27 protein-coding genes and 1 pseudogene are annotated in these 26,088 nt (G+C 62.8%); 10 read left to right on the top strand and 18 right to left on the bottom strand.

What is annotated here, in order from left to right; all coding sequences use genetic code 11:
- Window positions 1–78: 78 nt before the first annotated feature.
- Entirely contained in the window at window positions 79–609 is a 531-nt protein-coding gene (locus QN219_RS07250) for a DUF417 family protein (protein WP_283998902.1), read from the bottom strand.
- 287 nt (window positions 610–896) lie between these two features.
- Here QN219_RS07250 and QN219_RS07245 point away from each other — a divergent pair, with 287 nt between their 5' ends.
- Window positions 897–1,511 carry a helix-turn-helix domain-containing protein gene (locus QN219_RS07245; RefSeq protein WP_283998901.1) on the top strand — a complete coding sequence of 205 codons (615 nt, stop codon included), beginning with the start codon at window positions 897–899 and terminating at the stop codon, window positions 1,509–1,511.
- 77 nt (window positions 1,512–1,588) lie between these two features.
- On the opposite strand, the gene pdhA is transcribed toward QN219_RS07245, so the two are convergent.
- The 4 genes from pdhA to QN219_RS07225 form a co-directional block, all read right to left on the bottom strand.
- Complete coding sequence (gene pdhA / locus QN219_RS07240; RefSeq protein ID WP_283998900.1) at window positions 1,589–2,557, bottom strand: pyruvate dehydrogenase (acetyl-transferring) E1 component subunit alpha; 969 nt, start codon at window positions 2,555–2,557, stop codon at window positions 1,589–1,591.
- 333 nt (window positions 2,558–2,890) lie between these two features.
- Window positions 2,891–3,802: an NAD(P)-dependent oxidoreductase gene (locus tag QN219_RS07235; RefSeq protein ID WP_283998899.1), complete on the bottom strand. Its 912-nt coding sequence runs from the start codon at window positions 3,800–3,802 to the stop codon at window positions 2,891–2,893.
- A gap of 314 nt (window positions 3,803–4,116) precedes the next feature.
- Window positions 4,117–4,572, bottom strand: coding sequence for a carboxymuconolactone decarboxylase family protein (locus tag QN219_RS07230; protein ID WP_283998898.1), 456 nt, complete (start codon window positions 4,570–4,572; stop codon window positions 4,117–4,119).
- A 42-nt stretch (window positions 4,573–4,614) separates the two neighbouring features.
- Complete coding sequence (locus tag QN219_RS07225) at window positions 4,615–5,031, bottom strand: cupin domain-containing protein (protein ID WP_283998897.1); 417 nt, start codon at window positions 5,029–5,031, stop codon at window positions 4,615–4,617.
- Window positions 5,032–5,151: 120 nt separating this feature from the next.
- On the opposite strand from QN219_RS07225, the gene QN219_RS07220 reads away from it, so the two are divergent.
- Window positions 5,152–6,558 (top strand): PLP-dependent aminotransferase family protein, encoded by a 1,407-nt coding sequence (locus tag QN219_RS07220; RefSeq protein ID WP_283998936.1) that lies wholly within the window; start codon window positions 5,152–5,154, stop codon window positions 6,556–6,558.
- 149 nt (window positions 6,559–6,707) lie between these two features.
- Window positions 6,708–7,361, top strand: coding sequence for a glutathione S-transferase family protein (locus tag QN219_RS07215; protein WP_283998896.1), 654 nt, complete (start codon window positions 6,708–6,710; stop codon window positions 7,359–7,361).
- A 56-nt stretch (window positions 7,362–7,417) separates the two neighbouring features.
- Here the strand turns inward: QN219_RS07215 and QN219_RS07210 are convergent, their stop codons facing one another.
- Window positions 7,418–7,978, bottom strand: a complete 561-nt coding sequence (locus tag QN219_RS07210) for an AAA family ATPase (RefSeq protein ID WP_283998895.1) — start codon at window positions 7,976–7,978, stop codon at window positions 7,418–7,420.
- Window positions 7,979–8,218: 240 nt separating this feature from the next.
- Here QN219_RS07210 and QN219_RS07205 point away from each other — a divergent pair, with 240 nt between their 5' ends.
- From QN219_RS07205 to QN219_RS07190, 4 genes are all read left to right on the top strand, one after another.
- Window positions 8,219–9,331, top strand: a complete 1,113-nt coding sequence (locus QN219_RS07205; RefSeq protein ID WP_283998894.1) for an acyltransferase — start codon at window positions 8,219–8,221, stop codon at window positions 9,329–9,331.
- 133 nt (window positions 9,332–9,464) lie between these two features.
- Window positions 9,465–9,785, top strand: a complete 321-nt coding sequence (locus QN219_RS07200) for a low affinity iron permease family protein (protein WP_283998893.1) — start codon at window positions 9,465–9,467, stop codon at window positions 9,783–9,785.
- 279 nt (window positions 9,786–10,064) lie between these two features.
- A complete protein-coding gene (locus tag QN219_RS07195) occupies window positions 10,065–12,119 on the top strand; it encodes an SMc04171 family calcium-binding repeat protein (RefSeq protein WP_283998892.1) in 2,055 nt (684 codons plus the stop codon).
- A 519-nt stretch (window positions 12,120–12,638) separates the two neighbouring features.
- The gene (locus tag QN219_RS07190) at window positions 12,639–13,028 is read left to right on the top strand and encodes a YkvA family protein (RefSeq protein WP_283998891.1); all 390 of its coding nucleotides are present in this window, start codon (window positions 12,639–12,641) and stop codon (window positions 13,026–13,028) included.
- A gap of 92 nt (window positions 13,029–13,120) precedes the next feature.
- Here the strand turns inward: QN219_RS07190 and QN219_RS07185 are convergent, their stop codons facing one another.
- Window positions 13,121–13,528, bottom strand: coding sequence for a RidA family protein (locus QN219_RS07185; protein WP_283998890.1), 408 nt, complete (start codon window positions 13,526–13,528; stop codon window positions 13,121–13,123).
- Window positions 13,529–13,781: 253 nt separating this feature from the next.
- Between QN219_RS07185 and QN219_RS07180 the strand changes: the two genes are divergently transcribed.
- The gene (locus QN219_RS07180) at window positions 13,782–14,678 is read left to right on the top strand and encodes a LysR family transcriptional regulator (RefSeq protein ID WP_283998889.1); all 897 of its coding nucleotides are present in this window, start codon (window positions 13,782–13,784) and stop codon (window positions 14,676–14,678) included.
- Between the two features lie 74 nt (window positions 14,679–14,752).
- Here QN219_RS07180 and QN219_RS07175 read toward each other — a convergent pair whose 3' ends face one another.
- From QN219_RS07175 to QN219_RS07140, 8 genes are all read right to left on the bottom strand, one after another.
- A complete protein-coding gene (locus QN219_RS07175) occupies window positions 14,753–15,823 on the bottom strand; it encodes a D-alanine--D-alanine ligase family protein (RefSeq protein ID WP_283998888.1) in 1,071 nt (356 codons plus the stop codon).
- Between the two features lie 141 nt (window positions 15,824–15,964).
- A complete protein-coding gene (locus QN219_RS07170) occupies window positions 15,965–16,657 on the bottom strand; it encodes an SCO family protein (protein WP_283998887.1) in 693 nt (230 codons plus the stop codon).
- Between the two features lie 2 nt (window positions 16,658–16,659).
- Window positions 16,660–17,127 carry a cytochrome c gene (locus tag QN219_RS07165; RefSeq protein WP_283998886.1) on the bottom strand — a complete coding sequence of 156 codons (468 nt, stop codon included), beginning with the start codon at window positions 17,125–17,127 and terminating at the stop codon, window positions 16,660–16,662.
- Window positions 17,124–17,249 (bottom strand): hypothetical protein, encoded by a 126-nt coding sequence (locus QN219_RS07160; protein WP_283998885.1) that lies wholly within the window; start codon window positions 17,247–17,249, stop codon window positions 17,124–17,126. The genes QN219_RS07165 and QN219_RS07160 overlap by 4 nt, the downstream gene beginning before the upstream one ends.
- A gap of 9 nt (window positions 17,250–17,258) precedes the next feature.
- Window positions 17,259–17,699: a DUF411 domain-containing protein gene (locus QN219_RS07155; protein WP_283998884.1), complete on the bottom strand. Its 441-nt coding sequence runs from the start codon at window positions 17,697–17,699 to the stop codon at window positions 17,259–17,261.
- Window positions 17,700–17,718: 19 nt separating this feature from the next.
- Complete coding sequence (locus QN219_RS07150) at window positions 17,719–19,221, bottom strand: multicopper oxidase family protein (protein ID WP_283998883.1); 1,503 nt, start codon at window positions 19,219–19,221, stop codon at window positions 17,719–17,721.
- A gap of 129 nt (window positions 19,222–19,350) precedes the next feature.
- Window positions 19,351–19,773, bottom strand: a complete 423-nt coding sequence (locus QN219_RS07145) for a hypothetical protein (protein ID WP_283998882.1) — start codon at window positions 19,771–19,773, stop codon at window positions 19,351–19,353.
- A 149-nt stretch (window positions 19,774–19,922) separates the two neighbouring features.
- Entirely contained in the window at window positions 19,923–20,873 is a 951-nt protein-coding gene (locus tag QN219_RS07140; protein WP_283998935.1) for a LysR family transcriptional regulator, read from the bottom strand.
- Window positions 20,874–20,973: 100 nt separating this feature from the next.
- On the opposite strand from QN219_RS07140, the gene QN219_RS07135 reads away from it, so the two are divergent.
- Together QN219_RS07135 and QN219_RS07130 are read left to right on the top strand one after the other, a co-directional pair.
- A complete protein-coding gene (locus QN219_RS07135) occupies window positions 20,974–21,861 on the top strand; it encodes an NmrA/HSCARG family protein (protein WP_283998881.1) in 888 nt (295 codons plus the stop codon).
- Window positions 21,862–22,398: 537 nt separating this feature from the next.
- A pseudogene (locus QN219_RS07130) lies at window positions 22,399–22,688 on the top strand (GIY-YIG nuclease family protein).
- Between the two features lie 470 nt (window positions 22,689–23,158).
- On the opposite strand, the gene QN219_RS07125 reads toward QN219_RS07130, so the two are convergent.
- From QN219_RS07125 to QN219_RS07115, 3 genes are all read right to left on the bottom strand, one after another.
- Window positions 23,159–23,497, bottom strand: coding sequence for a hypothetical protein (locus QN219_RS07125; protein ID WP_283998880.1), 339 nt, complete (start codon window positions 23,495–23,497; stop codon window positions 23,159–23,161).
- Between the two features lie 35 nt (window positions 23,498–23,532).
- Window positions 23,533–24,567 (bottom strand): methyltransferase, encoded by a 1,035-nt coding sequence (locus QN219_RS07120; RefSeq protein ID WP_283998879.1) that lies wholly within the window; start codon window positions 24,565–24,567, stop codon window positions 23,533–23,535.
- Window positions 24,568–24,967: 400 nt separating this feature from the next.
- Window positions 24,968–26,047 carry an adenylate/guanylate cyclase domain-containing protein gene (locus QN219_RS07115; protein ID WP_283998878.1) on the bottom strand — a complete coding sequence of 360 codons (1,080 nt, stop codon included), beginning with the start codon at window positions 26,045–26,047 and terminating at the stop codon, window positions 24,968–24,970.
- Window positions 26,048–26,088: the final 41 nt, after the last annotated feature.

The following is a 26,088-nucleotide window of genomic DNA, read 5'->3' as shown; positions in this document are numbered from 1 at the left end:
GGCCGATCTGGGAATGGTGATTTCTTTCACTGCAATTTCGGGACGCGGGCGGAGGCGGGGCTCCGCCCTCGTTTTCGGTCAGGCCTTGGTTGAGCGGAGTGCCGCGAGCGAGTCGACGGCAATCCAGAGGGAGAGGGCGAGCAGGCCGATGTCCTTGAGCAGGAACTGACCGGCAGCGACCGAGATCGCCGGAAAGCCGAGCTCCGGCACGGCGACCCCCGGGGTCGTCACCATGAAGCTGAGCGTGGTCGCGAACAGCCCGGCCGAGAGCAAACCGCCGACGAGCGAGTAAACCGGGTTGACGAGCCGTGCCGCGATCAGCGCGCCGATGCTGAGTTCGAGGAAGCCGAGAAGGCTTGAGAAGTCCCTTACGCTGAAGAGGGAGTAGGTCCAGCTCAACATCGGACTGTTGCCGACCAGGCCGGTTAGCCCTTCCGCTTCATAAGCGGTGAACTTCATACCGCCGAACCAGCCATAGATCACGACCAGCGAAATATAGAGGCCAGCCGCGCTGACGGCCCGACCGTGGTGCTCGGCCAGATCGAGGGAAACGGCGCGAGCCTGCGCGCGCGGATGGGGCGCGGCGCTGCGGATAGGAACACGAGGCATTGTCTTCTCCTTGGGTTATCCGCGGTGGGCGATCCGCCCGGCTGACGCGGGATAAACGATACCGATCTGTATCGAATGAAAGAAGAAGTATACCGATCTGTATCGTTTGGCAAGAGCGAGTTCTGAATGGATCCCGACCTTGTTCCCTAGGGAACTCTTCTTCTTCGAGGCTGCCGTGAGCCGAAGGAGGTGCTCGCTGCAGGGAAATGTCGCAGAAAGCCCCTTGTATTTGCTTTCCGTGACCGCTAAGAAACGATACAGACCTGTTACGTATTGCGAGGACGATAATGCGCCGTTCGGAAATCCGGGACCACCTGCTCGAAACCGCACTGCGGCTGTTCAACCAGCACGGCTATCACGCGACGGGCATCGACCTGATCATCGCTGAGGCGGGGGTGGCCAAGACGACGCTGTACCGGCACTTCGAAACCAAGGAAGACCTGATCCTGGCCGCGCTCGAACGGCGCGACGAGGAGGACCGCAATGCCATGCGTGCCTTTGTCGAGCAGCATGCGAGCGATCCGGCCAAGCGCCTGCTGACGACGTTCGATTTCCTCGAGGCCTCGGTCCGCGACAAGCAGTTCCGCGGCTGCATGTTCGTGAGTGCGGCGGGGGAGCATAAGGACACCGTCAATCCCGTGTTCCGCGCTGCAGTGATGCACAAGCGCCTGACAATCGCCTATTTTGAGGAACTCGCCCATGCGGCGCGGTTTGCGGAGCCGAAGCGGATCGCGAACGAGATCAACCTGCTGCACGAGGGTGCGATGGCCGTCGCACAGATGACCCGGATCGCCGAGCCTGTCCAGCAGGCCAAACGCATGGCAGGCCATTTGCTCGCGGCGGAAGAGCGATCTCCGTCAGCCCGGGGAGGGGACGCAGGACAGCGAACGCAGGCTTCCTGAACCTGTCGCTCCCATCAGCGTCCGGCCTTGCAGGGCGGAAGCCCGAGAGCCTGTGCAAGCGCGAACACCCCGCGCCGTCAGAGCAGGATTTCCGTATGGAGTTCCGACGGATCGGGCTCGGGATCATTGGTGGCAAAATCTGCCGCTGCGTTGACGGTCTCGCGCGTCTCGCTGTCCATCGCCTTTAGTTCGTCCTCGGACAGCTTCCACTTCTCGAGCAGACGCCGGCGTACCAGATCGATCGGATCCTGCTCCTCGCGAACGCGGGTCACCTCGTCCTTCGAGCGATACTTTGCCGGATCCGACATGGAATGTCCGCGGTAGCGGTAGGTATGCATCTCAAGGATGTACGGACCCTTGCCGGTGCGGGCATGCTCGATTGCGCCTTGAGCGGCTGCGCAGACGGCGCGGACGTCCATGCCGTCGACCGGCTCGCCGCGAATGCTGAAAGACACGCCGCGCTTCGAGAAATCGGTCTGGGCCGAGGCGCGGCTCATCTCCGTGCCCATGGCGTAGCGGTTGTTCTCGATCACATAGACAATCGGCAGCTTCCAGAGGGCGGCCATGTTGAAGCTCTCGTAGACCTGGCCCTGGTTGGCAGCACCCTCGCCGAAATAGGTCAGGCAGACATTGCCGTTTTCCCTATAGCGGTTGGCAAAGGCAATACCGGTGCCGAGCGACACCTGAGCGCCAACGATACCGTGGCCTCCATAGAAGTGCTTCTCCTTGGAGAACATATGCATGGAGCCGCCCTTGCCCTTCGACAGGCCGCCGCGGCGTCCCGTCAGCTCGGCCATGACGCCGTTCGGGTGCATGCCGCAGGCCAGCATGTGGCCGTGGTCCCGGTATCCGGTGATCACCTGGTCGCCCTCCTTCGTCGCCATCTGCATGCCGACGACGATGGCTTCCTGGCCGATGTAGAGATGGCAGAAGCCGCGGATGAGGCCCATGCCATAGAGCTGCCCGGCCTTCTCCTCGAAGCGGCGGATCAGCAGCATCTCGCGATAGGCATGCAACTCTTTATCCCTGCCGAATTTCGGTGCCATGGCTGTCTCCGATCCTGTGTCAATTCAGCATGCTTCGCCGAGGAGCCGAGGACAGTCAGATCCTGCGGGGCAGGTGTATTTGCGACTCGATGGGACTTGCGACGCCGTGCCTGAAGCTCCCGGCCGGGCCATATCCCTGTCGTGGAATTGCGACACTGTCCGGGCTGGTACCCTTGGCCATCGCGATCACGTTATGCCAGTGCTGAGGGATGGCCGGCTCCATGATAGTTCATTTTTCCGGAAGCGGGCATTTATGTTCCAAGCGGCCCCGCGCTTTGGCGGTCCAGCGCCGTCCGTCTGAAAACGCGCGGCGCTGCGGGGTGCGGCAAGGCGTCAAGCACCCTTCCACAGAAGCGGCCGTGGCGCGAAGCCGAGTTTTTCCTTCGCCCGGCGGTTGGACGCTCCGGTGAGGCGGGTGTGGTAGTAGACCGCTTCCTCGCCGGCCGATTTCAGCGCGTCCTCGACGCTCACGCGCGGAGGCACAGGCGCATCGACCCAGCGGGCGAAGGCCGGCAGCCATTCGGCGACGGGCAGGGGATCGTCGTCGACGACATTGTAGATCCCCGGCTCGGCGTCAAGCGATGCGACCGTCGCGGCGATGGCGTCGTCGATATGGACGAACGACCAGACGCCGTTTCCTTCGCCGATGATCGCCGACTCTCCCTTGCGCACCTGATCCGCGATGGCTCCCTCCGGCCGGTACCAGGTGCCGGGACCATAGAAGAAGCCGTAGCGCAGCACGACGCCCGCCAGCGACGGCGAGGCAAGCACCCGGTCCTCATAGGCGCCGATGGTGCGCGTGCTCTCGCCGATCTCGCCGGGCGCGTCGTATCTCAACCTGGCGGCCTCGTCGGCGAGCTCATCTGCCGGAGCCTCCAGGTAGAAGCCACGGGACTGCATGACGTAGCGGCCGACGCCGAGCTTCTCTGCCGCGGCGAGCAGATTGGCGCCGCCCTCGCGGTGAAGGCGCGTATCGTTCGGCATCGACTTGATGATGTCGGAGGGGTTGGCTGGAAGCCAGGTGAGCTGGTCGATCACCACGTCCGGTGCTGCCGCCTCGATCGCTTTATGAACCGCCTCCGGGTCGAAGGCATCGGCGAAAGACGCCGCCGCCCCGAGCTCGCGCAGCCGATCCGACCCCCGGCCGGGACGCGTCATGCCGGTCACCTGATGGCCGAGTGTCGTGAGCGCCCGCACCAGCGGCAAGCCGACGGCACCTGTAGCACCTGCAATGAATATCTTCATAGCCAACTCCCTGGTTTGGTGGCAGCCTGCTGCTGCCTAATCGGTTGCGGTAGGACAAGGCTCTCCCCTGACCCTCATCCCTGTGCTTGTCACAGGAATCCAGCCAGCCCAAGTCTTTGGGCTGAAGGGAGTCTTCCGCGCCGCGGACGCGGCGCTGCTGGATCCCTGTGACAAGCACTGGGATGAGGGCGGAGAAAGCATCCGTCAAAGCTTACGCAATGGCTGTGTACTTTGCGCTGGAGCCGTGAATTACCCCTAATGCCTTGAAATTACTAACTTCCTGACGGAATTGCTGTGGAGCGCTTCGACCATCTTTAGTTTTCAAGCGCAGCCTGTGGCGTATTGCGGAAACTGATCGCCATGCGGTTGTAGGTGTTCATCAGACCGATCGCGATCGTCAGATCGACGAGTTCGCGCTCTTCGAACACAGTCCGCACGGCCTCGTAGGCTTCGTTCGGCACGTTGGTCTCGGCAACGCGCGTGACCGTTTCGGCCCAGGCGAGGGCGGCCCGCTCACGCTCGTCGAAGAGATTACCGGCTTCCGCCCATGCCTGCACCAGCGCGATCTTCTCGATCTTCTGCCCCTTTTTAATGAGGTCGCGCGTGTGCATGTCGAGGCAGTAGGCGCAGTTGTTGATCTGCGAGATACGAAGATAGACCAGATCGACCAGCACCGGAGGCAGGCTGCTCTGCATGATGTAGCCGTAAACTCCGCCAAGGGCTTTGACGCCGGCCGGTGCGATCTGGTTGTAGTCGAGGCGCTTGCTCACTTCTTTTTGTCCTTAAGGTTGTTGCGTTGCTTGAACGTCGGTTCACTCGTGGGGGGTGGTGATGTTCTTTTCACCGCTGTCGTGGACGATGACCGCCAGCAGCCTTGCGGACTTGGTCTTGCTCGCATTGCGGCTGACGAGATGGGCGGACCCCGGCGGTTCGTACCAGCTCTCGCCGGCGCGGAAGGTCTCAGTCGGGCCGTCGTTTACCTTCGACTCGATTTCTCCGGAGAGGACATAGGCGAAGATGAAAGCCGACTTTGCGTGGTCGTGCGGGAGCGACGTTCCACCCGGCTCATAGTCAACGATGAGCGCGCTCAGCGTCTTGCCCGGAATGTTCGGTATCGCTTTTTCGAAGTGCGGCGTAACGGTTTCGCGAAGGTCATGCGCAGCGGCAGGCATTGCGATGGCGATTGCGATGGCGGCGCCGGCAGCGCCAATTACAGATCGTATGGTCATGATGACGGTTCTCCTTTGCGTTTGGTCTCGAAGGCGTTCTTGCCTTGCCTCCTAGAAATGACGGTTTCCTGGTTCTAAAAAAAGCACCAAGAACCGGCAAAAATCGTGTACTACGAGAGCATGGACCAGCCACTGAAACTGGAACTCGACCGGTCTGCGAAGACGCCGCTGGCGGAGCAGATACGAAAAGGGATCAGCACCGCGATCGAAAGCGGGGTGCTCGCCCCGGGCGCGCGTCTGCCGTCCTGGCTGGACCTCGCAGCCCAGCTCGGCGTCGCCCGCGGTACGGTGCGCACGGCCTACGAGAAACTGCTGGCTGCCCAGCTCATCGTCGCCTCGCGCGCTGCAGGAACACGCGTCGCGGATCAGCCTGCCGCCACCGCCCGGTTCGAGGAGCCGCCCGATCCCGGCTCGTTCATGCAGCAGTATCTGGAGATGACGGCGGGGCCGGCGATCTTCCAGATGGGCGTGCCTGCGCAGGAAATCTTTCCCGCGACGCTCTTTGCCAGAATCCGCTCGCAGGCGGTGCGCGCGGAATCGAGCGCGCCGGCGATCTATCCCGATCCGCGCGGCGAGCTGGAACTGCGGCGGGAAATCGCCGCCTATCTTGCCGTCGCGCGCCGCATCGAGTGCTCACCCTCCGAGGTCATCATTACCGGCGGATACGCGAACGGGCTCGGACTGGCGCTCCGCGTGCTCGGCCTCGAGGGACGGAAGGCCTGGGTGGAGGATCCCGGCTTCCCGTTCAGCCGGCGCGGTCTGGAACTCGCGAGACTGTCGCTCGCCCCGATCCCGGTCGATCAGGACGGCATCGATGTCGACCATGGTATCCGCCATGCGCCGGACGCGGCGCTGGTCGTGGTAACGCCGGGGCAGCAGGCGCCGCTCGGGCCTGCGCTTTCGCTGGCAAGGCGCCTGCGCCTTCTTGACTGGGCGGCCCAGACTGACGCCTGGGTGATTGAAGACGATTATCTCAGCGAATTGCAGCTCGACGGCCGCGCCGCACCGGCGCTCGCCTCGCTCGATCGCGCCGGGCGCGTCATTCACATCGGCTCCTTCAGCAAGACCATCAGCCCGGCGCTCAGGCTCGGCTTTCTCGTCGCACCACCGGCGCTGGCGCCCCGTTTTGCGGAGGTCGCGGCGTGCCTCGCGCCGCCTCCGGGGCCGGCGGTGCAGCTCGCAACCGCCGAATTCATGCGCGAAGGCCACTATATGCGGCATCTCAGGCGCACCAAGCGCGTCTATGCCGCCCAACGCGACGCCTTGCTGAAATGCCTTCCGCCAGCCGCCGGCGAGGTGACCGTCGCCGGACTGGCCGTGCTGCTGCGCCTGCCGGACGGCGCGCCGGACCTTGCCATCGTCAGGGAAACGGGGCCGTTCGGAATGGCCCCGGCACCGCTCTCGGTCTGGTACGCGTCGCCGGCTTCGGCGCAATCCGGCCTGCTGCTGGGCCTCGCGACGGCCCCGCAAAGGCAGCTCGCGAGGTCCTGCGACCGCCTGCTCGGGATCATAGGGCGGTTCACGTGACGCGCAGGAGGATGGAGAAGGATGACGCTCAACAGCAGCAGGAACGCGTCCTGAGCTGTGTTTGAGCTGCGAGGATTATCTCGAGCGTGGGGTGTCGGAACCTCGTCCAGCCAGTCGTCTTAAAGACGGACAAGCCATGGAGAACAACAATGACGATTACGATTACCGCCTTTGAACGGTCGCCGGATCGGGGCAAGGGTCTGGCGCGTGACATGCGCGTTCGCTGGGCGCTTGAAGAGGTGGGCCAGCCTTACGACGTTCGCCTCCTTTCGTTCAAAGCGATGAAGGAACCCGCGCATCTTGCGATTCAACCTTTCGGGCAGATTCCGACCTATGAAGAAGGCGATCTCGCCCTGTTCGAGTCGGGGGCGATCGTGTTCCATATCGCCGAGAGCCATCAAGGCCTGCTGCCAGACGAGGCGAATGCCCGGGCGCATGCGATCGCCTGGATGTTTGCCGCGCTCAACACGGTGGAGCCGCCGGTCTTCGACCGCGCCCTCTGCATGATCCTTGAGCGCGACAAGCCTTGGTACGAGCATCGCCTGCGGTACCTTGAAGACAGCATTCGCAATCGGCTGGACAAACTTTCCGCTCGCCTTGGCGATGCCGACTGGCTCGACGGTGCGTTCAGCGCCGGTGACCTGCTGATGGTGACGGTGCTGCTCAGGCTGAAAAAAGGATCGGACATACTGGAGGAATATCCGAACCTCTCCGCCTATGTCGCCCGCGCCGAAGCACGGCCCGCATACAAGCGTGCTTTCGACGCTCAGCTAGCGGTTTTCACCGCCGCATCGGCCGGCTGACAAAGGTTCGCGACGGGGCCGTGAGGCGACGAAGGCGTGCGTCTCCTTCGCAGGTGTTAAATGACGGAACCGAAGCACCCGGGCGAAGACAGAACCTCTTGAATCCAGTCGCAGATCATTGCCGCACTCTGCTCGGGCGCAATATCCGTGGTATCGAGCCGCAGCAGATGTTCAGCCCCGTCCTCCATCAAGGGCCCAAGCACTGCCGGCAATTCCCGCCGATCGGTCAGCTTGCCGAGAGGCGTGCGATCTTCGGAGGCTATCCTCTTGAGATGTTCCTCATCGGAGCAGGTGATCGTCACGGCAAAAAACCGGGAGCCCCGTCGGTTCGCGAGATCACGAATGATGCGCCAGTTTTCCTGTGCCCACTCTGAGCGCCCATAGGCGTTGGTCATGACTACGGGGACAGTGGGGGAAATTTCGGCGACCCTCTGGAAAGCGGCATCTCGCACGCTGCGGACCAGCGCGTAGAACTCCGGCGAGCGGAAATCTGTTAGCGAAAACGCGAGATTATAGATGGCGTGATTGTCCAGCAAGCGTCCATCGAGGCGTTCTGCAACGTGACGACCAATGGTGAGTTTCCCGACACCGGGCCACCCGTTCAGATGAATGATCATCGCTCCTCCAATCGCATTGTGCGGAAGGGGCCTTCCTTCGTAACCGCCTGGTTTCCAAGGCCGATCCGCCAGCTTTCATCCATCCGACCTAAGTCCGATGCGAGTGGGCAAAGGTCTTACTCCCATTGCAAGAATGTTCCGGCCGGTGACATAATCATAGGTTGAGGACCGAGGGAACGACGGCAGCCGATCTACTGCTGCTTTCTTCACCGGCTGAAAATCTCTCGTAGGATGTTGCGCTTGACCGCCCTGAGCGCCAGTGTTTCTGCGGTTGAACTACATAACCCGCCCTTCACGAGCGAGCGCCTCGCCTATATCCACTATTTCCGTGCAGTGGCAATTCTTCAGATTCTCGTTCTGCATGCATGTCGTGTCTTCATGATGCGCGGGTTTGATGAGCAAGTTCCTCCGTCGAACCTTTTCCTGATCATTAACGACATTCTTTTTCATGACGCAACGATGTATTTGGCGCTAATATCGGCAATAATTTTTTCAGCACGTCTCTCACGCAGGTCTGCACTCTATATTTACAAGCAACGATTCTGGAATATAGGCGTTCCGTATTTGGCAATGTCTATCTTCTTCTCGACGCTGATTTTCTTCCGATCAAGGGACGTTGTCGGAAGTCACGATTTCATCGCCTTTGCGAAGACGTTATCATACAACGTTCTTTGGGGCGAAGCCCAAAACACTTATTGGTATATCCCGGTCATTCTGATGCTCTGGGTGCTCAGTCCGATCCTTTACAGCCTCCTTAACACTGCCGCGAGATACCCGATGTTGATTGCGGCCGTTGTCTTGCCCCTGTTTTTCTCGCGGACAGGGACCAATGTTACGGTCTCTACGTGCATCTTCTTCACCGGCACCTACGTCATTGGCTTGTACATAGGTGAGGCACTCGAGGAGCGTTTGGGCGCGATCGCCCGATATCTGCCGGTGCTCGGCGTCGTCGCGGCCGTGACCACGGTTTTGCTCTGGTTCCTGTATACATACGGGATCGATAAATGGGGGCCGACGTCGCTGCGGGAGAGCGTGCATTTTGTCCAAAAGCTCTCGCTTGGCGCTATCGTCCTGGTCTGGCTCTGGCGATCGTGCGAGGGCCTCCCCGTCGTGATTGCACGCCCTTTGGACACAATCGCCTCTACCGCCTTCGGACTGTATCTCCTGCACGGCTTCATTTATCGCAGATTTCTTCGTATCGCGTCCGCGGTTTTTACTTCACCCGATTCGATCTGGAGTCTGATCGGCGGAGGAGCCATCATCTTCTGTCTCGGATTACTCAGCTGCCTGGCGATCATCTTCCTGTCGCGCAGGCTGCTTGGCAAACATTCACGCTTGTTGATCGGCACATGACGGCGTGGAAAGCGCCCCCTGCCGCTGCTAACCAGTGACATTCAAGGCGGAGACTGGGCCGATCGCGCCGGCCGTCCTTGTAAGCGGGAACGATCTCTCGGAACCCAAAGCCGGCTTGGCCGTTTGGTCCTCCATGATAGAAGATCCGATCCGGCGTTCGCTCAGCGCACTGGCGGCTGCGACCGCTCGTCCTCAAGCGTTTCTGGTCGTCATCGCCTACGGCGCGTTATGGCTGATCCTTGAGCCCGAGACCTTCGACATGCATGGCCTCGCCACGCTTATCGTGTGGATCATGACGCTGATAATTCAGCGCGCCGAGCACGGCGACACTCAGGCGATCCACGCAAAGCTGGATGGACTGCTTCACTCCGACGTCCGGGCGCCGAACAGGCTGGCGGAGATCGACGACAAGGAACCCGAAGACATCGAAGACGAGAGGCAGAAGAACAGCTAGCCACTCGTGCGCCTTCTCCCGCAAGGCGGGCCTCGGCAGCGCTGCCCGAGCGCGCCATCCACGGCATGCGTCGAGAACAACCAGATCATTGGTGAAAATCTCAAGTCTAGCATGCAGTTATATCTATCCACTCTAATATAATTTTCAAAGCAAATTGCAAGCAATAGCCAAATAAGTTCCGCGTTGCTAGGTGCATCGCATGTGTATACGTTCACAGGTATGTCAAGGTTATAGTTGAATATTGAAATTATATTTGCACCACTGCGGAGGATGAACGACATGGCCAGGATTGCAGGCTCCTACTCCAATGACATTTTGCGAGGCTCCGACGAAACCGACTACATCTGGGCTCTGCCCGGTTGGGACGATATCGATGCGGGTGGCGGCGACGACTTTGTCGATGGTGGTGACGGACGCGATGTCCTGACGAGTTCGAGCGGCTACGACCGCCTCGACGGGGGTGCGGACGACGACCAGATCGTCCTCATCGGCACGGGTGGTGCCGTTACCGGAGGCGTCGGCTACGACGGGTTGATCATCGATCTCTCCATGACTTCCGACCGGCTGGAGTTCAACGGGGAAAGCGGTCATGGCATCATCGGGTACGGCGGCGCGAACGAACGGCACATCTTCTTCCACGACACAGAGTGGCTGAGGCTCTCGGCGGGAAGCGCAAACGACCGCATCAAGGGCACGGTGGGCGGCGACACCATCTCGACCGGCGCCGGCGACGATGTCGTCGAAGGCGGAGCCGGGCGTGACATCATCACCAACACGGGCGGCCACGACCGCCTCGACGGCGGCGATGGAAACGACCGGTTCGTCCTCGTCGAAGCAGGTGGCACCGTCTTCGGCGGCAGCGGCGACGATGTGCTGGCGATCGATCTGTCCGTGACCTCGGATCCGGTGGTGTTCAATGGCGAGAACGGCCACGCCATCCTCGGCTACCAGACGCCCGCCGAGCGGCATCTTTTCTTCCGCCACGACGGCGTCGAGCAGATCCAATTGACGACGGGAAGCGGAAACGACCGTATCCAGGGAAGCGTCCTTGGAGACGTTATCCAGACGCAAGCCGGCAACGACGTCGTCGACGCGGGGGCAGGAGACGACACGATCGTCGACGGGCGCGGCGCCAACCGCCTTTTCGGCGGCGACGGCAACGACGGCATCACGACGACGCTCTATTCGGCCGAGATCGACGGCGGGCTTGGCGAGGACTGGATGCGGATCGAGGAGAGAGTGCGCACGAGCGACGCCACCATCGATTTCGCGGCCGGCCGCGCACACACGGGAACTGTGTTTCGCAGCATCGAGCAGGCGAGCGTTGCACTCGGCAGCGGCAATGACACAGTGATCGCCGGCAATCTCGCCTATTTGTTCGTATACGCCGGCGCCGGCGACGACCGCCTGGAGGGCGGGGCCGGTGGTGACTCGTTCAATGGTGAAGGCGGCAACGACCGCATCGACGGCGGCGGAGGGAACGACACGATATCGACGGGCGTCGGCAACGACGTGGCCTTCGGCGGCGACGGCAACGACACGCTCGCCAGTGATCGCGGCAGGGACATCCTCGATGGCGGCGCCGGTGACGACTGGATCAGGGACACCACTCCCGGCAGCGGCAGTCTGGGCGATGGATCGGTCATGCTCGGAGGTGCCGGAAACGACTCGTTCATCGCTTATTTCAGGGGAGAGGTGGATGGTGGAGAAGGGCGCGACCTGCTGCAGCTGAACCTTGGAGCGCTCGCGGATGCGACCGATTTCGACGCGATGCGCGGTGCCACGCAGACCGGATTGACCTTTGCCAATGTGGAGGACTTCACGGTCTCGACCGGGATCAGGAACGATGTGTTGCGGGGTGGAGACGGCAACGACGCTTTCCATGCGCTCGGCGGCAACGACCTTCTCGAAGGCCGGGGCGGGAACGATGAACTGCGCGGCTACTCGGACAGCGATCGGCTGTTCGGCGGCGATGGCGAGGATTTCCTCTCCGGCGGCCTCCACGATGACATGTTGAGCGGCGGCAATGGCGCCGACATATTGGTCGGCGGCAGCGGCGCGGACACGTTCCTCTGGTCTACCGAAAGCCCGGGCCAGGCGGGCATCGACCGGATCCGCGACTTCGAAACCAGGGGCGGCGATGTGATCGCGTTCTCTTCCGCCGCTGAGGACAATACCGGCATTCACGATTACGCCGGTTTCCTTGCAGCCGCGAGCGACACGGCCTCCGGCGTTTACGTCGCCTTCAATGGCTCCGACACCCACGGACTCCTGATTGAAGGCGTTTCGCTTGCGGCACTCACGGCCAACGACGTGATATTCGGCATTGTCTGAAGCCGACGGCGCTGCCGGTAGGGCGCTCGCCCTGGTTTACGGGTAGTTGGTGGGAACCAGTGCCGCCCTATTCGGCGACGACTCTACCACTGTTCGATCGACAGCTAGGATGCTCATCACGAGAGAGATGAGGACGAGTATCAGCGCCATAAATGCGATTCCTGCCTTATCCATACCCCATCGTGGTCGCGTGAATGCGAGCAAAGCAGGGCGCCATCGCGAATAATCTCACTGATGCCTTTTATGGTAAATTCTGCCTTAACAAAGCCAGTTCGCAACGCAGGCAGGGCAACTGATAGCGGGGCGATCGCACGATTCTTCCGCGCCGATGGACTTGGGCGAGGAAGATTCTGTGACAAGCACAGGGAGGAGAACCTTGTCATACCGCAGCCGACGAGGCGCAGTACGCTACAGTCGTGCCCTGTGATGAGACGCGCAAAGGACGCTGCAGCACTTTGATTTGCTGCATGTTTTTGACCTCAAATCGGCTAGGATTTAAGGAGACATGCGGGAGCGAACATGCAGTGGCTGGACGGGGCAAAGAAATGGGCGAAAGGCATCAAGCGGGACGTCGTCGTCCTGTGGCTGGCGGCGCGTGACCGGCGTGTGCCCTGGTATGCGAAGCTCGCCGCCGGGGCGGTCGCGACCTATGCCTTGTCGCCGATCGATCTGATACCGGACTTCATTCCAGTCTTTGGATATCTCGACGACCTCGTCATCGTCCCGCTCGGCATCATCGCCGTGATCAAGCTGATCCCGGCCGACGTTCTGGCGCAATTGCGCATCGAAGCAACGAAACGCACCGAGCATCCCGTCAGTCGAGGTGGGATGATCGCGATCATCGCGATATGGGTCCTGCTCGCGGTCCTGCTCCTTTGGATGGTGCTTGGCGCAACCGCCCCGCGCTAGATCATTTCATTGTTTCCTTGAATCAACGAAATGATCCAACTCCTTGAAACGACGCAATTCCGGACGGAAGACCGTTGTTCGGAGGCGGCCGCTCACGCGGGCAATCGAACGATCATTTCCATCTCCAGCTGCAAGTCGGGCGCGGCGAGGGCGGCCACGCCCACGCCGGTCAGGCTCGGCTTTGCACCGGCAAACATGGCGGTGAGATGCGGCATCACCTCTTCGATCCGCGCGGGGGTCAAGTCGACCATGTAGACGCGCACCATGACGAGGTCTTCCGGCGACGCGCCGATGGCGTCGAGGACTGCCTTCGCATTGGCGGCGACGAGTTCCGCCTGTTCCGGGAGGCCGTCCGGCGCGGGCTCTCCGCCTGGCCGCCAGGCGACCTGCCCGGAAATGAAGGCAAGCCGGCCCGGCTCCACGGTTGTGATCTGCGAATAGCCGAGGGCACCTGCATCGGGCAGGGTGGGCGGGTTCAAACGCGTAAGTGACTGTGCCATTTTCGTTTTCCTGTCGTTGTAAAAGCGCGGCGGCGGTCGCTCGAAGCTGCAGCCGTCCGCCACGAGGCGCTGGTATCCATAGCCGATTGATTGACGAACGGACGTCCATACAGAAGCGAAACGCGTGACGCAGCCCTGCGCCTTGGCCGGGTTGCCGATCCGAAGCCTTGCATCGCTTGCATCGACGGGCCGTATTATATGTGCGCTCGGCAGCATGAAGCCTCTGCCACGCCCGAGTCGCTGGAGTTGTTTTATGCTGCGTGCGAATCTGAACGATATTCAGGTCTTCATGGCCGTCGTCGAGGCAGGAAGCTTTGTTGCCGGAGGGCAGGCCATGGGCCTCTCCAGGTCGGCGGCCGGAAAAGCCGTCATCCGCCTGGAAGAAAGGCTCGGCGCGCGTCTCCTCAACCGCACGACAAGAACGCTGAGCCTCACCGACGAGGGACGGATGTTCTACGAGCGCGGGCTGGAGATCCTTGCCTCGATCGACGAAGCGGAGGCGAGTGTGGCCGGGCGCAGCGGCACGCCGCGAGGCGTCCTGCGGCTCACCGTTCCCGATGCCTTCGGGCGGCTCGTGGTCCTGCCGCTGATCAGGAAATATCTTCAGACCTGGCCCGACATGCAGGTCGAGGTGAGCTTCACCGATCGCGTGGCCGACCTCGTCGAGGAAGGCTTTGATCTGGCGGTAAGGATCGGGGTCACGACCTCGGACACGCGGCTCGTCTCCCGCGTGGTCGCCCGGTACAGGGCCGTGCCCTGTGCCTCGCCATCCTACATTGCCGCGCGCGGCGAGCCCATGGACATGGATGATCTCGCCGCCCACGACTGCCTGATCTTCAGCAGCCGCAACCAGAGGCAAAGCTGGCGCTTTCGCGGGGAAGGCGGTGCCTGGGTCAAGGCGCCGGGTCGCAGCCGCCTGAGGCTCGACAGCGGAGAGGCGATCCGGGATGCAGCCATCGCAGGGCTCGGCATCGCGTTTCTGCCGGAGTTCCTGGTCGCGGAGGACCTGGCGGCGGGCCGCCTCCGGCAGGTTCTGCCCTACCTCGAGGCCGACGATGCAAAGATCGTGACGCTCTATCCCAACAAGCGCCTGCTGGAGCCCCGCGTCCGACGCTTCATAGATCTCATGGTCGAAGAGCTTGCGACGTGATGCAAGCGAGGCTAACGCTTTGAAATGACGCAATTCCGGACGGAAAACCGTTACACGCTTTTCTTGGCGTTACGCTAGCGACCGGCGCGCGCCAGCCCGTGCGCCACCAGCCGGTCGATGACCTCGGCATAGCCGACGCCGCTTGCCGCCATCGCTTTGGAATACATGCTGATATCGGTGAAACCGGGAATGGTGTTGAGCTCGTTGACGAGGAAGCGCATGTCCGGCGTCAGGAAGAAATCGACGCGCGCCATGCCGTCGCAACCGACCGCCCGGAAGGCTATTGCGGCCATCGCGCGGATATTGGCTTCGACCTCTTCCGGGAGCTCCGCCGGCACTTTCAGGGCGGCGCCATGCTCGTCGATATATTTGGCGTCGTAGCTGTAGAAACCGTGGCTTTCGGCCGGCACGATCTCGCCGGGGCGGGAAACGAAGAGGCCGCCTTCGGTATCTTCCAGCACGCTCAGCTCGATCTCGCGGCCCCGGATGAACTCTTCCGCCAGGAGCTTGCGGTCGTGCTTGAAGCCCTCCTCAAGTGCGGCCGCGTAGTCCTCCTCGGTCGAAACCTTGCTGACGCCGACGGAGGAGCCCTGCCGGGCCGGCTTGATGAAAAGCGGAAGGCCGAGCGCGCGCTCAAGTTCCGCAAAGGCGGGTGCTGCGCCCAGGTGAATGGTGACGGATCGCGCGGTCGGCAGGTCCGCCTCGTTGAGGAGCCGCTTGGCAATGTCCTTGTCGAGCGCGGTGGCGGAACCGAGAATGCCGCAGCCGACGAGCGGCACGCGGGCCACCTCCGCCAGCCCCTGCACGGCACCGTCCTCGCCATGGAGGCCGTGCAGCACCGGGAACAGCGCCCCGATCTCTGGCAGCGCGTAGGGCGCGCCATCGGCCGGGATCGCCAGCATGCGTCCCTTGCCGCCCGGCACAAGCGAGACCTCCGTTCCGCTCTGAGGCTTCGCAAGCGTGCCGTTCTCGAAGTTGCTCAGCAGCCATTGCCCCTCGCGGGTGATGAAGATGGGAACGGCATCGTATTCTTTGGGCTCCAGCGCCCGCATGACGTTGGTTGCCGAAAGCACCGAAACGTCATGCTCGGCGGAGCGTCCGCCAAAGAGCACGGCAATGCGCAGTCTGTTCGAGGAAACGGCCATGAAAGGCTCCAGGGAAACGGGTTTTGAACGCCTCCTGCATTTCCTCAAATCGCGACCGATTTAAGGAGAAACGTGTTGAGGCGATTTCAAAGCGCTGTGACTCATCCCGCCTTCCATCGGCCTGTCGCTTGATCGTCGCGCCTATTGGAACAGCGACCTGAGCCTGCCCCACACGCCGGGCTCCAGCGATTTTGAAGGGTCGGCGAGGCCCTCGAGGTAGAGAACCATATTCTGCGGGTCGAAGCGCAGGCCATGAAACTTGGCGGCGAAGCGTCCGCCCCGGTCGATGACGTGGGTGACGATTCCGTGCATCTGCTGCCCGTCCTCGACGGGCTCGAAGCGGAGATTGTAGGTTTCCGCGAGCTTGCGCGTCGTATCCTCCGGCTCGCCGGGGCGCGTGGTCAGGAACATCCAGTTGCGCGCATCCAGCCCGTGCGCCGGACCATAGGCCTTCAGCACGTCAGGCGTATCCTTGGCGGGATCCGTCGTAATCGCCAGGAACTGCACCCGGTCCTTCATCGGCGTGGCGTCGATCTTCTTCTGGATGTCGGCGATCACCTCGGAATGAACAGGGCATATGTCGGTGCAGCTCGCGAAGATGAAATAGAGCACCACGATCTTTCCGGAAAAGTCGGAGAGGCGAACCGCCTTGCCGTTTGCGTCGGCGAGCTCGAAAGGCGGTGCCGGCTTGTCGATTACCTGGAAGAACTTCTCCTCGCTGCCCATCAGCCTGTCGAGGTCGGCGCCCGGATGGTGGGCGACGGCCGGCACGACGAGCGCCGCCAGCAGGAAAACCGTGAGAAGAAACGGGTTGGCGCGGCGCAGCGGGCGCATGATCACTCTCCTTGCTCGCGACGGGTCATTTCCGCCTGATACTGACGCTCCTGTTCCGGCCAGGTGGTCTTGATGAAGGCGAGCACGGCGCGGATCTCGTCGTCGCTCATGACGTTTCCGAATCCCGGCATGTCGCTTTGGTAGCCACCGCCGACTACCGCCGACGCGCCCTCCCGGGTAATGCGAAAGAGCACGCCATCCGGATGATGCCAGGTGTGGCCGGCTGCGTCGTGCGGCGGGGCGGGCATGCGGCCCGAAGGGAGCGGGCTTTTCCAGTCCCGCTGACCTTCGAGCTTCGCGCCGTGACAGGCGGCGCAGCGCTCGGCATAGAGCGTCTTGCCGAGCGCGATCGTGGCGGCCGTGGCATCGCCGCCCGCCATCTGAGCAGCGAGAAAGGGCCAAGCCCAGGCGAGCCCCAGACCTGCCGCAGCCGCGCCGAGCGCTGCGAAAAGCACGGATGTCCTTCTCATTTGCCGCCGCCGAAGAACAGGTACTTGACGAGCGCGGCCGCCCCCAGGGCGAGCACGACGACGGCGAGCAGCCAGACGAGGCCCATGCCGAACATCATCATCCCGCCCATGCCGTCCATCATCGCAACCTCCTATTCGCTTGCGTAGACGCCGCCGATGCCACCGGATTTTTTGATCTCCAGCATCTTGAAGGGGGCTTCCTTGGTACCGCTCATGCCGGGCGAACCCATGGGCATGCCGGGGAGCGTCACGCCCCTGATGTCGGGCCGTTCGGTCAGGAGCTTGTTGACCGTGCCGATCGGTACGTGGCCGCTCACCGCATAGCCGTCGATCATGGAGAGGTGGCAGCCGTGGAACTCGTCCGGAATGCCGGCCTCGCGGCTCATCGCGGCAAGGTCATGCGTCGGCTTCACGGTCACGTCGAAGCCGTTCTCGCGCAGATAGTCGGCATAGCCTTCGCAGCAGCCGCATTCGGGAGTCTTGTAGAGTGTCACGTCCTTTTCGCCGGCGAGCGCCGAGGTGGCGCCGAACAGGAGGGAGGCGAGGACGACAGCTTTCAGAATCCTGGACATTGCATTTCCTTTCAGATTGTCAGGCGACGCGGAAAACAGCCATCATGCCGCCGGCCTGGTGTTCGAGAACGTGGCAGTGGAACATCCAGTCGCCGGGATTGTCGGCGACGAAAGCGATCTCGAGCTTCTCGCGCGGCGAGAGGAGCACCGTGTCCTGCCATTCGCGATGACGGGTTGGCTGGCCGTTGCGTGAAATCACCCGGAACGAATGACCGTGCAGGTGTATCGGATGATGCCACGCGGTGGCGTTGGTCATGGCGATCACGTGGCTCCTGTTCCGTTCGAGCGTCAGCATCGGCTTCATGTCGTGGCCGGACTCGTCGGCGGCGACACCGTTGATGAACCAGGCGGCGCCGGAGTTCATCATCGCCATCATCCCTCCCGTCATCGAATGCGCGTGGCTCATCCTGCCGCCCGGCGCGCCGGGACCCATCATTTCACCGCCCATGGTTTCGCCCATCTCCTCAGCCACCATTTCCCCCATCATGCCGCCGCTGAAGAGGACCTCGTTGCGGGATGCCGCCTTGAGGTCCGGTTCCGGCAGCGGGTTGGCGGGCAGGCCGAGCGGCCAGTCCGGCGCGCGCTCCCTCAGGGGCGTGCCGTCATAGACCAGATCGACGAGCTTATATTCCAGCCCTTCATAGAACCGGTCGGTGACCGCGGCCCGGCTGCCGGCAGTGCCCGTCATGTCGAGGATCAGGTCGACACGCATCGCCGCACCGAGAACCACCAGCCCTTTCTCCGGCGCATGCGGCGTGACCGGCTGGCCGTCGAGCGCGATCACGATCGGCTCATGGCCCGCGAAATCGAGGCTGAAGATGCGGGCGTTGGCGGCGTTGATCAGCCGCAGGCGGATGCGCTCGCCCTTCCGGACGGCAAAACCATCCGGCACGCGGCGGCCGTTGATGGTCACCGTGTTGCCGACGCGGCCATTGTGGTGGATGTCGTGCCGGTTGCCGAAATCCTCGCTGATTTCGCCGGACTTGGTCAGCCGCCAGTCGCCGAGCATCCAGGTCACGTCACGATCGACGCGCAGCGGTTCCGGTTCCTCGATGATCAGCGGGCCGTAAAGCCCGCGCCCGACCTGCTCGGAGCTCTTCTGGTGCGGGTGATACCAGAAAGTGCCGGCATCGATCGCGTCGAACTCGTAGACGAAGCGTTCGCCCGCGCCGATCGGCTTCTGGGTGAGGTGCGGCACGCCGTCCATCGCGTTTGGAAGGCGCAGTCCGTGCCAGTGGACCGTCGTTTCTTCGGCAAGGGCGTTGTCGACGGTGACGCGCAGGCGCTCGCCTTGGCGCAGGCGGATCTCCGGGCCTGGAGCGGTGCCGTTGTACAACCAGGCGGCCGTCTCGCCGGGGGTCGCGAGCCGGACGCGCCCGGCGGCGGCCCGCAACGAGACATCGCGCATGGCGGCAGTGGCCGGCGAGGCCGGCAAAAGAGGAAGCATCGCGCCGGCCGCGCTTGCGGCCGCCGATGCGAGAAGGGCTCGACGCGTCAGCGCCGGAGCAGGGTATCGGGACATGGTTCAATCATCCTGAAAAAGCTAATGGTGTTTCGCATGGCGCTGGAAGGCATCATGCGAGCCGCGATCACAGGCGGCGGACGGATCCGTCACGCATGATCGTTGGCGCCGGCAACCGGACATGCCCGGCTAAAGGATGATGGTTCGAGGGGGCGGAGACTCGGGCGGGCCGATGAGGCCGGTCAATTCGTCTGCCGGCGAGGCGGTAACATCGGCTGCCATAAGCGGAAGCTCGAAGCCCGCGGCTGCGGGAACCGCGATGAAAGGCGCAAGACAGGCCTGAACGCAGAGCGAGGCCTTGCCGTCGTCACCGGGCGGACAGCCATCGCAGTCGCCCATATCTCCCGCGCCCATATCTCCCGCGCCCATGTGTCCGGTCATGTGTCCGGCAGCCATATCGCCGGTGCTCATGTGTCCGCTGTCCATGTTTCCGGCGGCCATCGCGAGGGACATTGCAAACGACATGCGCGTCGCATTCGCCGCATGCGCAACAGTGCCCGCGGCAAATACCGCGAGCAGGACAATCGCAAGAATGCGGCCAACTCTCTCCATGCCCTCATGCTATTCCGTTTTTGCGGCATGTCCAGCTACAGGCTGTCGCAGCCAGCCCGACACTGCCCGACGCTTTTGGACGACATGCCTTTTTCATTGAAGCCTGAAATGATCCAACTCTTGAAACGACGCATTCCGGACGGAAACCGCTACACATTTTTGCTGGAATTGGGGGGAGTGGATTCGGCCGCGGCCTTGTCAGCCTCGCCGGTTCCGGCGGCGATCCATCGCTCCGCGGCAAGCTCGATGAATGCCTTGACCAGCGGCGAAAGGTGCCGACTGCTCGGATATACGACATAGAGGCCGCCCGCCGGCGTCGTGTAGTCGTGAAGAACGCGGCGCAGCTGCCCGCCGTCGATAAGTCCCTCGGCCATCCTTTGGGGCACCTGGGCGATGCCGTAGCCGGCGACCGCGGCGGCAACCACCGCCTGCATTTCATTGGCAGCGAAGCGTCCGGCCACGGTGACCGTTTCCTGGCCGTGCGGCCCGTCCAGCACCCAGTGGGCGCTGGCTGCCGACGGACCTGCGATGATGCATCGATGGCGGGTGAGTTCTGCCGGTTCCTCCGGCACCCCGCATCGCGCGAGATAGTCCGGGCTGGCGCAGAGGAGCCTGTGGGTGGAGCCGAGCTTACGGGCGATCAGCGTGGAGTCGGCGAGAATGCCGGTGCGGAACGCGAGGTCGATGCCGTTCTCGACGAGATTGAGGTTATCGTCGGTCAGGCGCAGTTCGGCCTTGGTTTTCGGATAGATCGCGAGAAAGTCGACCACGGCGCGGGTCAGGAAATGGCCGCCGAAGCCGACGGGAGCCGAGATGCGAATCGTGCCTGACGGCTCCGCTCTCGCTTCCGCGAGGCGCAGATTTGCTTCCTCTATCGTCCGGAGCGCCTGGCTGCTCTGCTCGTAATAGAGACGCCCGGCGTCGGTCATCTTGAGGCTGCGCGTCGTGCGCTGAAGCAGACGGACCCCGACCTCGCGCTCGAGGGCGGCGATGCGGCGGCTGACGGTCGTCTTGGGCATGCCGAGCTGGCGCGCCGCAGCGGTGAAGCTACCGGCTTCGACGACGCGAGCGAACACCACGATATCGTTGAGATCGAACATTGTATCCATCGGTGGGACAAAGTTTCCCAATTATAGCCCATTATGGATCAATGTGGCAGACCCTAACTTTGCTCCACTGAAAGCGAAAAGGAGCAGACACATGAGCACCAAACGAAACGTTCTCGTTACCGGCGCCACCGGCCAGCAGGGAGGCGCCGTCGCGCACGCGCTGCTCGCCAGGGGGCACCGCGTCAAGGCGCTGACCCGCAGGCCGGACAGCGATCAAGCGCGGCAGCTGGCGTCGGCGGGCGCGGATGTCGTGGCCGGCGATCTCGGCGACGCGGCTTCCATCATGAAGGCGGCGGGCGGCGTCGACACCATGTTCCTGATGGGCAACAGCTACGAGGCCGGGACGGAGGAGGAAACCCGCCAGGGGATCATTGCCGCCGATGCGGCGAAGGCTGCCGGCGTCGGGCACCTGATCTATTCATCCGTTGCCGATGCCGACAAGAAGACGGGCATCCCGCATTTCGAAAGCAAGTATCTGGTCGAGAAGCATGTCGCCGGGCTCGGCATTCCCTATACAATCAGCGCACCGGTCGCCTTCATGGAGAATATCGTCGCGCCGTGGTCGTTCGGTGCGCTGCGTCAGGGCACGTATGCTTTTGCGCTACCCGCCAAACGCGCGCTCCAACTGGTAGCCCTGGCGGACATCGGGGCTTTCGTCGCCGCCCTGGTCGAGCGGCGCGACGATGTGTTCGGCAAGCGTTTCGATATCGCCGGGGACGAGCTGTCCGGCGAGGAGCAGGCGAAAATCCTCTCGCAAGCCATCGGTCGCCCGATCGACTACCAGGAAATCCCGATCGCCGCGGCGCGCCAGCAAAGCGAAGACGCGGCGCTCATGTTCGAGTGGTTCGACCGCGCCGGCTACGACGTCGACATCGCCGCCCTGCACCGGGATTTTCCAGAGGTTCGCTGGCACAGCTTTGCCGACTGGGCGCGTGCTTTCGACTGGAGTGTTGTTGACCGGACCTCGTCGGGAACCTGAGTTCCTCTGCGGCGATTTTTGTCGCGCAACTTCATCCACTCAGTTGTGCCGGTGGCGCGGCGCTGTAGTCGCCGTGCATTCGTCGGCTGCAAGGGGACGGCACTACCGAACGAAAGCGAAAGCGCGGCGCCAAACGGAGTCTCCCGCGCCGCCGACGCGTCGCGGCTGGATTCCTGTGACAAGCACAGGAATGAGGTGGGTGGGGACGGCCGCGCACAACAAACTCAACTGACTTGATTGCTGCATGTTTTCATCCTTGAATCGGCAACGATTTAAAAAAACATGCAGTAGTCTGCTGGCGCGCAGACACAAGACAACAAATTCCCTTCTTTCCTGTGCTTGTCACAGAATCCAGCCGCGCCGCGTCGGCGGCGCGAAGGACTCGCGGCCAGCAGGATAAGCGAGCGTGACGACACCGGACCGTCGCCAACCGTCCGCCAACACGTGACTGTTAAGGCCATCCCTGATGTCTCGCTTCGCGCCGCCATCGGCAACTTTTGCTTGCTTATTCAGAACCACTCAATCACCATCAGCAACATGAAAGGCTATGTCTACATCCTGGCGTCGAACGAAACGGCACGCTTTACACGGGCGTGACGCGCGACCTGGCCGGCCGTCTCTTTGAACATTAGAACGAACTCACACCCGGCTTCACATCGAAATACGAGGTCAAAACGCTCGTCTGGTTCGAGGAATTCGACCTGTTGACGGGTGCCATCACGCGGGAAAAGACGATCAAGAAATGGCCGCGGCAATGGAAGCTGAATCTGATCGAGGCCATGAACCCGGAATGGCTGGACATTTCGCACTACTTACATGGTCTGTAAGGTCGGGCGATGGTTCACGTCGGCGCGCTGATGTACCGAGCACGCCGGAGTCTCCAGCGCCCAAGCACTTGGGCGCGCTGGATTCCTGTGACAAGCACAGGAATTGTCTGTAGAGAATCTGTTTAGATTGGGCCGCCGGTTGATCCTCAGACCTGCCTGCGCTGCCTGCCTTCAACTCAGGGTCCATATTCTCCATCGGGGATGTTGAAAGCTCTGGCAACTATCAAAGACTATCAAAAGCTCGATTGCGCCCCCGTGCGTCGCCTCAAGCTTGGGCCTTTTGAATCCACTCTGCAATTCTGGCCGCCGCATCTGTCGGGGCCAAACGCGTCACGTCGAGCTTTAGCAAGTTCGTCTCGTCGATACCTGCGAGGACTTTGCAATGTGCGTGGTTTCTCCTCGCCATTTCGGCATCGCGTGGCTTCCTCTTCGCAATTCGTCCGGCTGCCTCGATACGGCGAATATTCTCTTCAAGATCGCAGTGTATATGCACGACGAACAACGGACCCCCGCTCGCGACCAAGGCGCACGATCCGTTGCCACTCCGCGTCGCCCCAATCGCTGCTTCCGGCAAGAACGGTCGTTAGTACGACCGGAATTTCGGCCGGGAGTCTCAGAATCAGGTCATGCGCGATTGCTTCGATCTTCTCGACCGTTTCGATGAACTCCGGCGATTTGAACTCCGTCAATGCGAAGGCGACGTTGTAGACACTATGAATGTCCAGCAGGCGGCCCGAGATCTTCGATATGAGTTCTTGACCGATTGTGAGCTTCCCCACTCCGGGATAGCCGTTGAGGACAACGATCACCGATTGCTCCTTCTACAGCGCCGCTCGTCGGTTTCCTACTCGAAGAACACAAGGCTCGCGGGCGAGGGCGGCAGCGGTTTTGTGGTGGCGTTGGCAAAGCCGGCGCGACGGGCCATTTCGGCGAGCTGCTTCTCGGTATAGGCCTCGCCCCTTGGGGTGGTGGCGAGCATTTCCCAGGCGAAGGCGGCCGGGAAGGGCGGCGAGACGCGATCCTCGTTCGGCACGAATTCCACCCCGACCACCCGGCCGCCGGAGGCGAGCGTCTTCTTGCATTTATCGAGAAGCCCGGCGCAGGTTTCGATGTCGAAGTGATGCAGGAAGTTCGGCAGCAGGATGAGATCGTAGTCGCTGCCCCAGTCGACCTCGAAGGCGCTGCCGGCAATGGTCCTGTAGCGCCCGCCGACGCCGAATTGGCTGGCGTTCTGGCTCGCAAGTTCCAGGACGGCGCCCCAGTCGACAGCGACGATCTCGGCCTCGGGAAAGGTTTTCGCGATCTCGATGCCGAAAAGCCCGTGGCCGGCGGCGATATCGAGCACCTTCCTCGGCTTTCTCGGCCATGTGGCGATCTCCTCTGCCAGCGCCATGGCGCTGCGGGCAACGAGCGGACCCATGGCCCGGGCGAACTTCACCCAGACCGGATTGTCAGCCGAGATATTCGCGAGCCCGAGGGCACCGCCATTGCGCACGCAGGCCGCCGGATCGTCGAGGTGTAGCGAAAGCATCTCCGGTGCGGCAACGAATTCGATGGCTCCGCCGATATAGGCCGGCGAGTGGCGGACGAGGAACGTGCGGCTCGATGGTGTCAGCCGATAGGTGTCGCCCTCCTTGGTGAGAAAGCCGTTGACGACGAGATAATCGCAAAGCACGCGCACGCCGCGCTCGGACGCCTTCGCGGCCGCCGCGAGCGAGGCCGCCGTGCCGCCGTCGCCGATCAGGGTGAAAAGATCGAGCTCGATCGCCGCCTTCATCGCGGCCGTCTTCCGGCACGCAAACATCACGTCCACGGCGAGATCGGGCGAGACTTCGCCACCAATGTCTGGACCCATGTCCATTTCAACCGTCGATGCCATTGAGTTCTCCCCCCTTGAGTTCGCGACCTGCAAGCATCGACTCCGGATTTCGGCGAAACCGCAGGTCGTAAAGCGATCGCTACAATACACCGGCGACCACGGCGTCGAAGGAAAAAGGGGTGGAAGCGTGGGGCCATCGACCGCCGACGGTAAAGGGTAAGTCCGAGGATGACCGAACAAGTGGAACGCCCCGGCGGCAAACGACAATGCGGATGAGATGGTAGGCCGTTCATGCCAGCAACCGAGGGCCCAAGCGACCGAGGACGCGGGCGACCGAGGGCCCTAGCGACCGACGGCCCCGAGCGACCAACGGACCAAGTCGGCGGCGCGGAAAGCCTCGCCGGAAAGGCGGAGCGAATGGCCCGCCGCTTCTGCAGCAAGGGGCGGACCGCCACCCGCGTTACCCGCGTGAGCGCGGCTTCTCGCGGCGCATGACCCAGCGGAGCGCGGCGGCAAGGGTGAGGCCGAGGAGCGGCCAGACGGCCCAGAAGGTTCCCTCGAAGGAGAAGAGGTTGACCATGAGGACCGTGATGGCGGCGATGGCGAGGAGGCCGAGGACGGGATCGATGTCTGTCCTCCGCCTGAGCCAGACGACGGCGGAGAAGATCGACAGGCCGAGCAATGGCCAGACGGACCAGAGGACGCCTTCCCAGGTGAGGAGGTTTATCGCGACGAGGCCGGCGGCGATCACGGCGACGACGGCGAGTTTGCGGTTGCGCGGCGATGCGGCGGCGCTTGCTCCGGCGGGCGCTTGGGACGGTGCCGTTCCGGCAGCGGCTTGCCGGCCCCAGTTGCCTGCGGGCTCCGCTGCCGTCCCGTCTTGACGCGCCGCGCCGGCGGCGGTGGGCGCCTGCGGTCGGGCCGCATCGGGAGGAGGTTGCCGGTCCCGGGTGCGGACAGGCTCTGCCGATGCTGCCCGGTCATGCCGGGTGCCGCTCTCTCGGGCGCTGCTCTCCCGGGCGCCGATCCGCACCGCATAGCTCGGCACGCCGCCATCGATGTTCTTCACCTCGAGCTGGCCGAGGAAATCGAAGCCGACGGCGACCTTGTTGCGCACCTGATCGTAGACGGTGTTGGAGATGACGATGCCGCCGGCCGGCGCGGTCGCCTGCAGGCGGGCGGCGATGTTGACGCCGTCGCCATAGAGGTCGTCGCCCTCGGCGATCACGTCGCCGAGGTTGATGCCGATGCGAAAGAGCATCTGCGTCTCGCTGGGGCGCTCGGCGTTGAGGCCCGCAAGCTCATTCTGGACGTCGACGGCGGCGCGCACCGCCTCGACCACGCTCGGGAATTCGGCGATCAGCCCGTCGCCCCAGGTGTTGACGACGCGTCCGTCATGCGCCTCGATCAGCCGCGCCATGGCGTCGCGGTAGCGCTTCAGCGTCGCGAGCGTGCCTTCCTCGTCCGCCCCCATCAGGCGCGAATAATCCTGCACGTCGGCGGAGAAGATCGTCGTCAGCTTGCGGCGGGTTTCGGACATGATGGTTCGTCCTTGCTTCGGTTCCGCCGGGTGGCAGGAGA

Origin of the sequence: Sinorhizobium sp. 8-89 (assembly GCF_030124325.1) — a bacterium.
In the GTDB taxonomy this organism is placed as follows: Bacteria; Pseudomonadota; Alphaproteobacteria; order Rhizobiales; family Rhizobiaceae; genus Sinorhizobium.
Note: the sequence above shows the minus strand (reverse complement) of the source record. Positions and strands in the feature narration are given on the sequence as shown.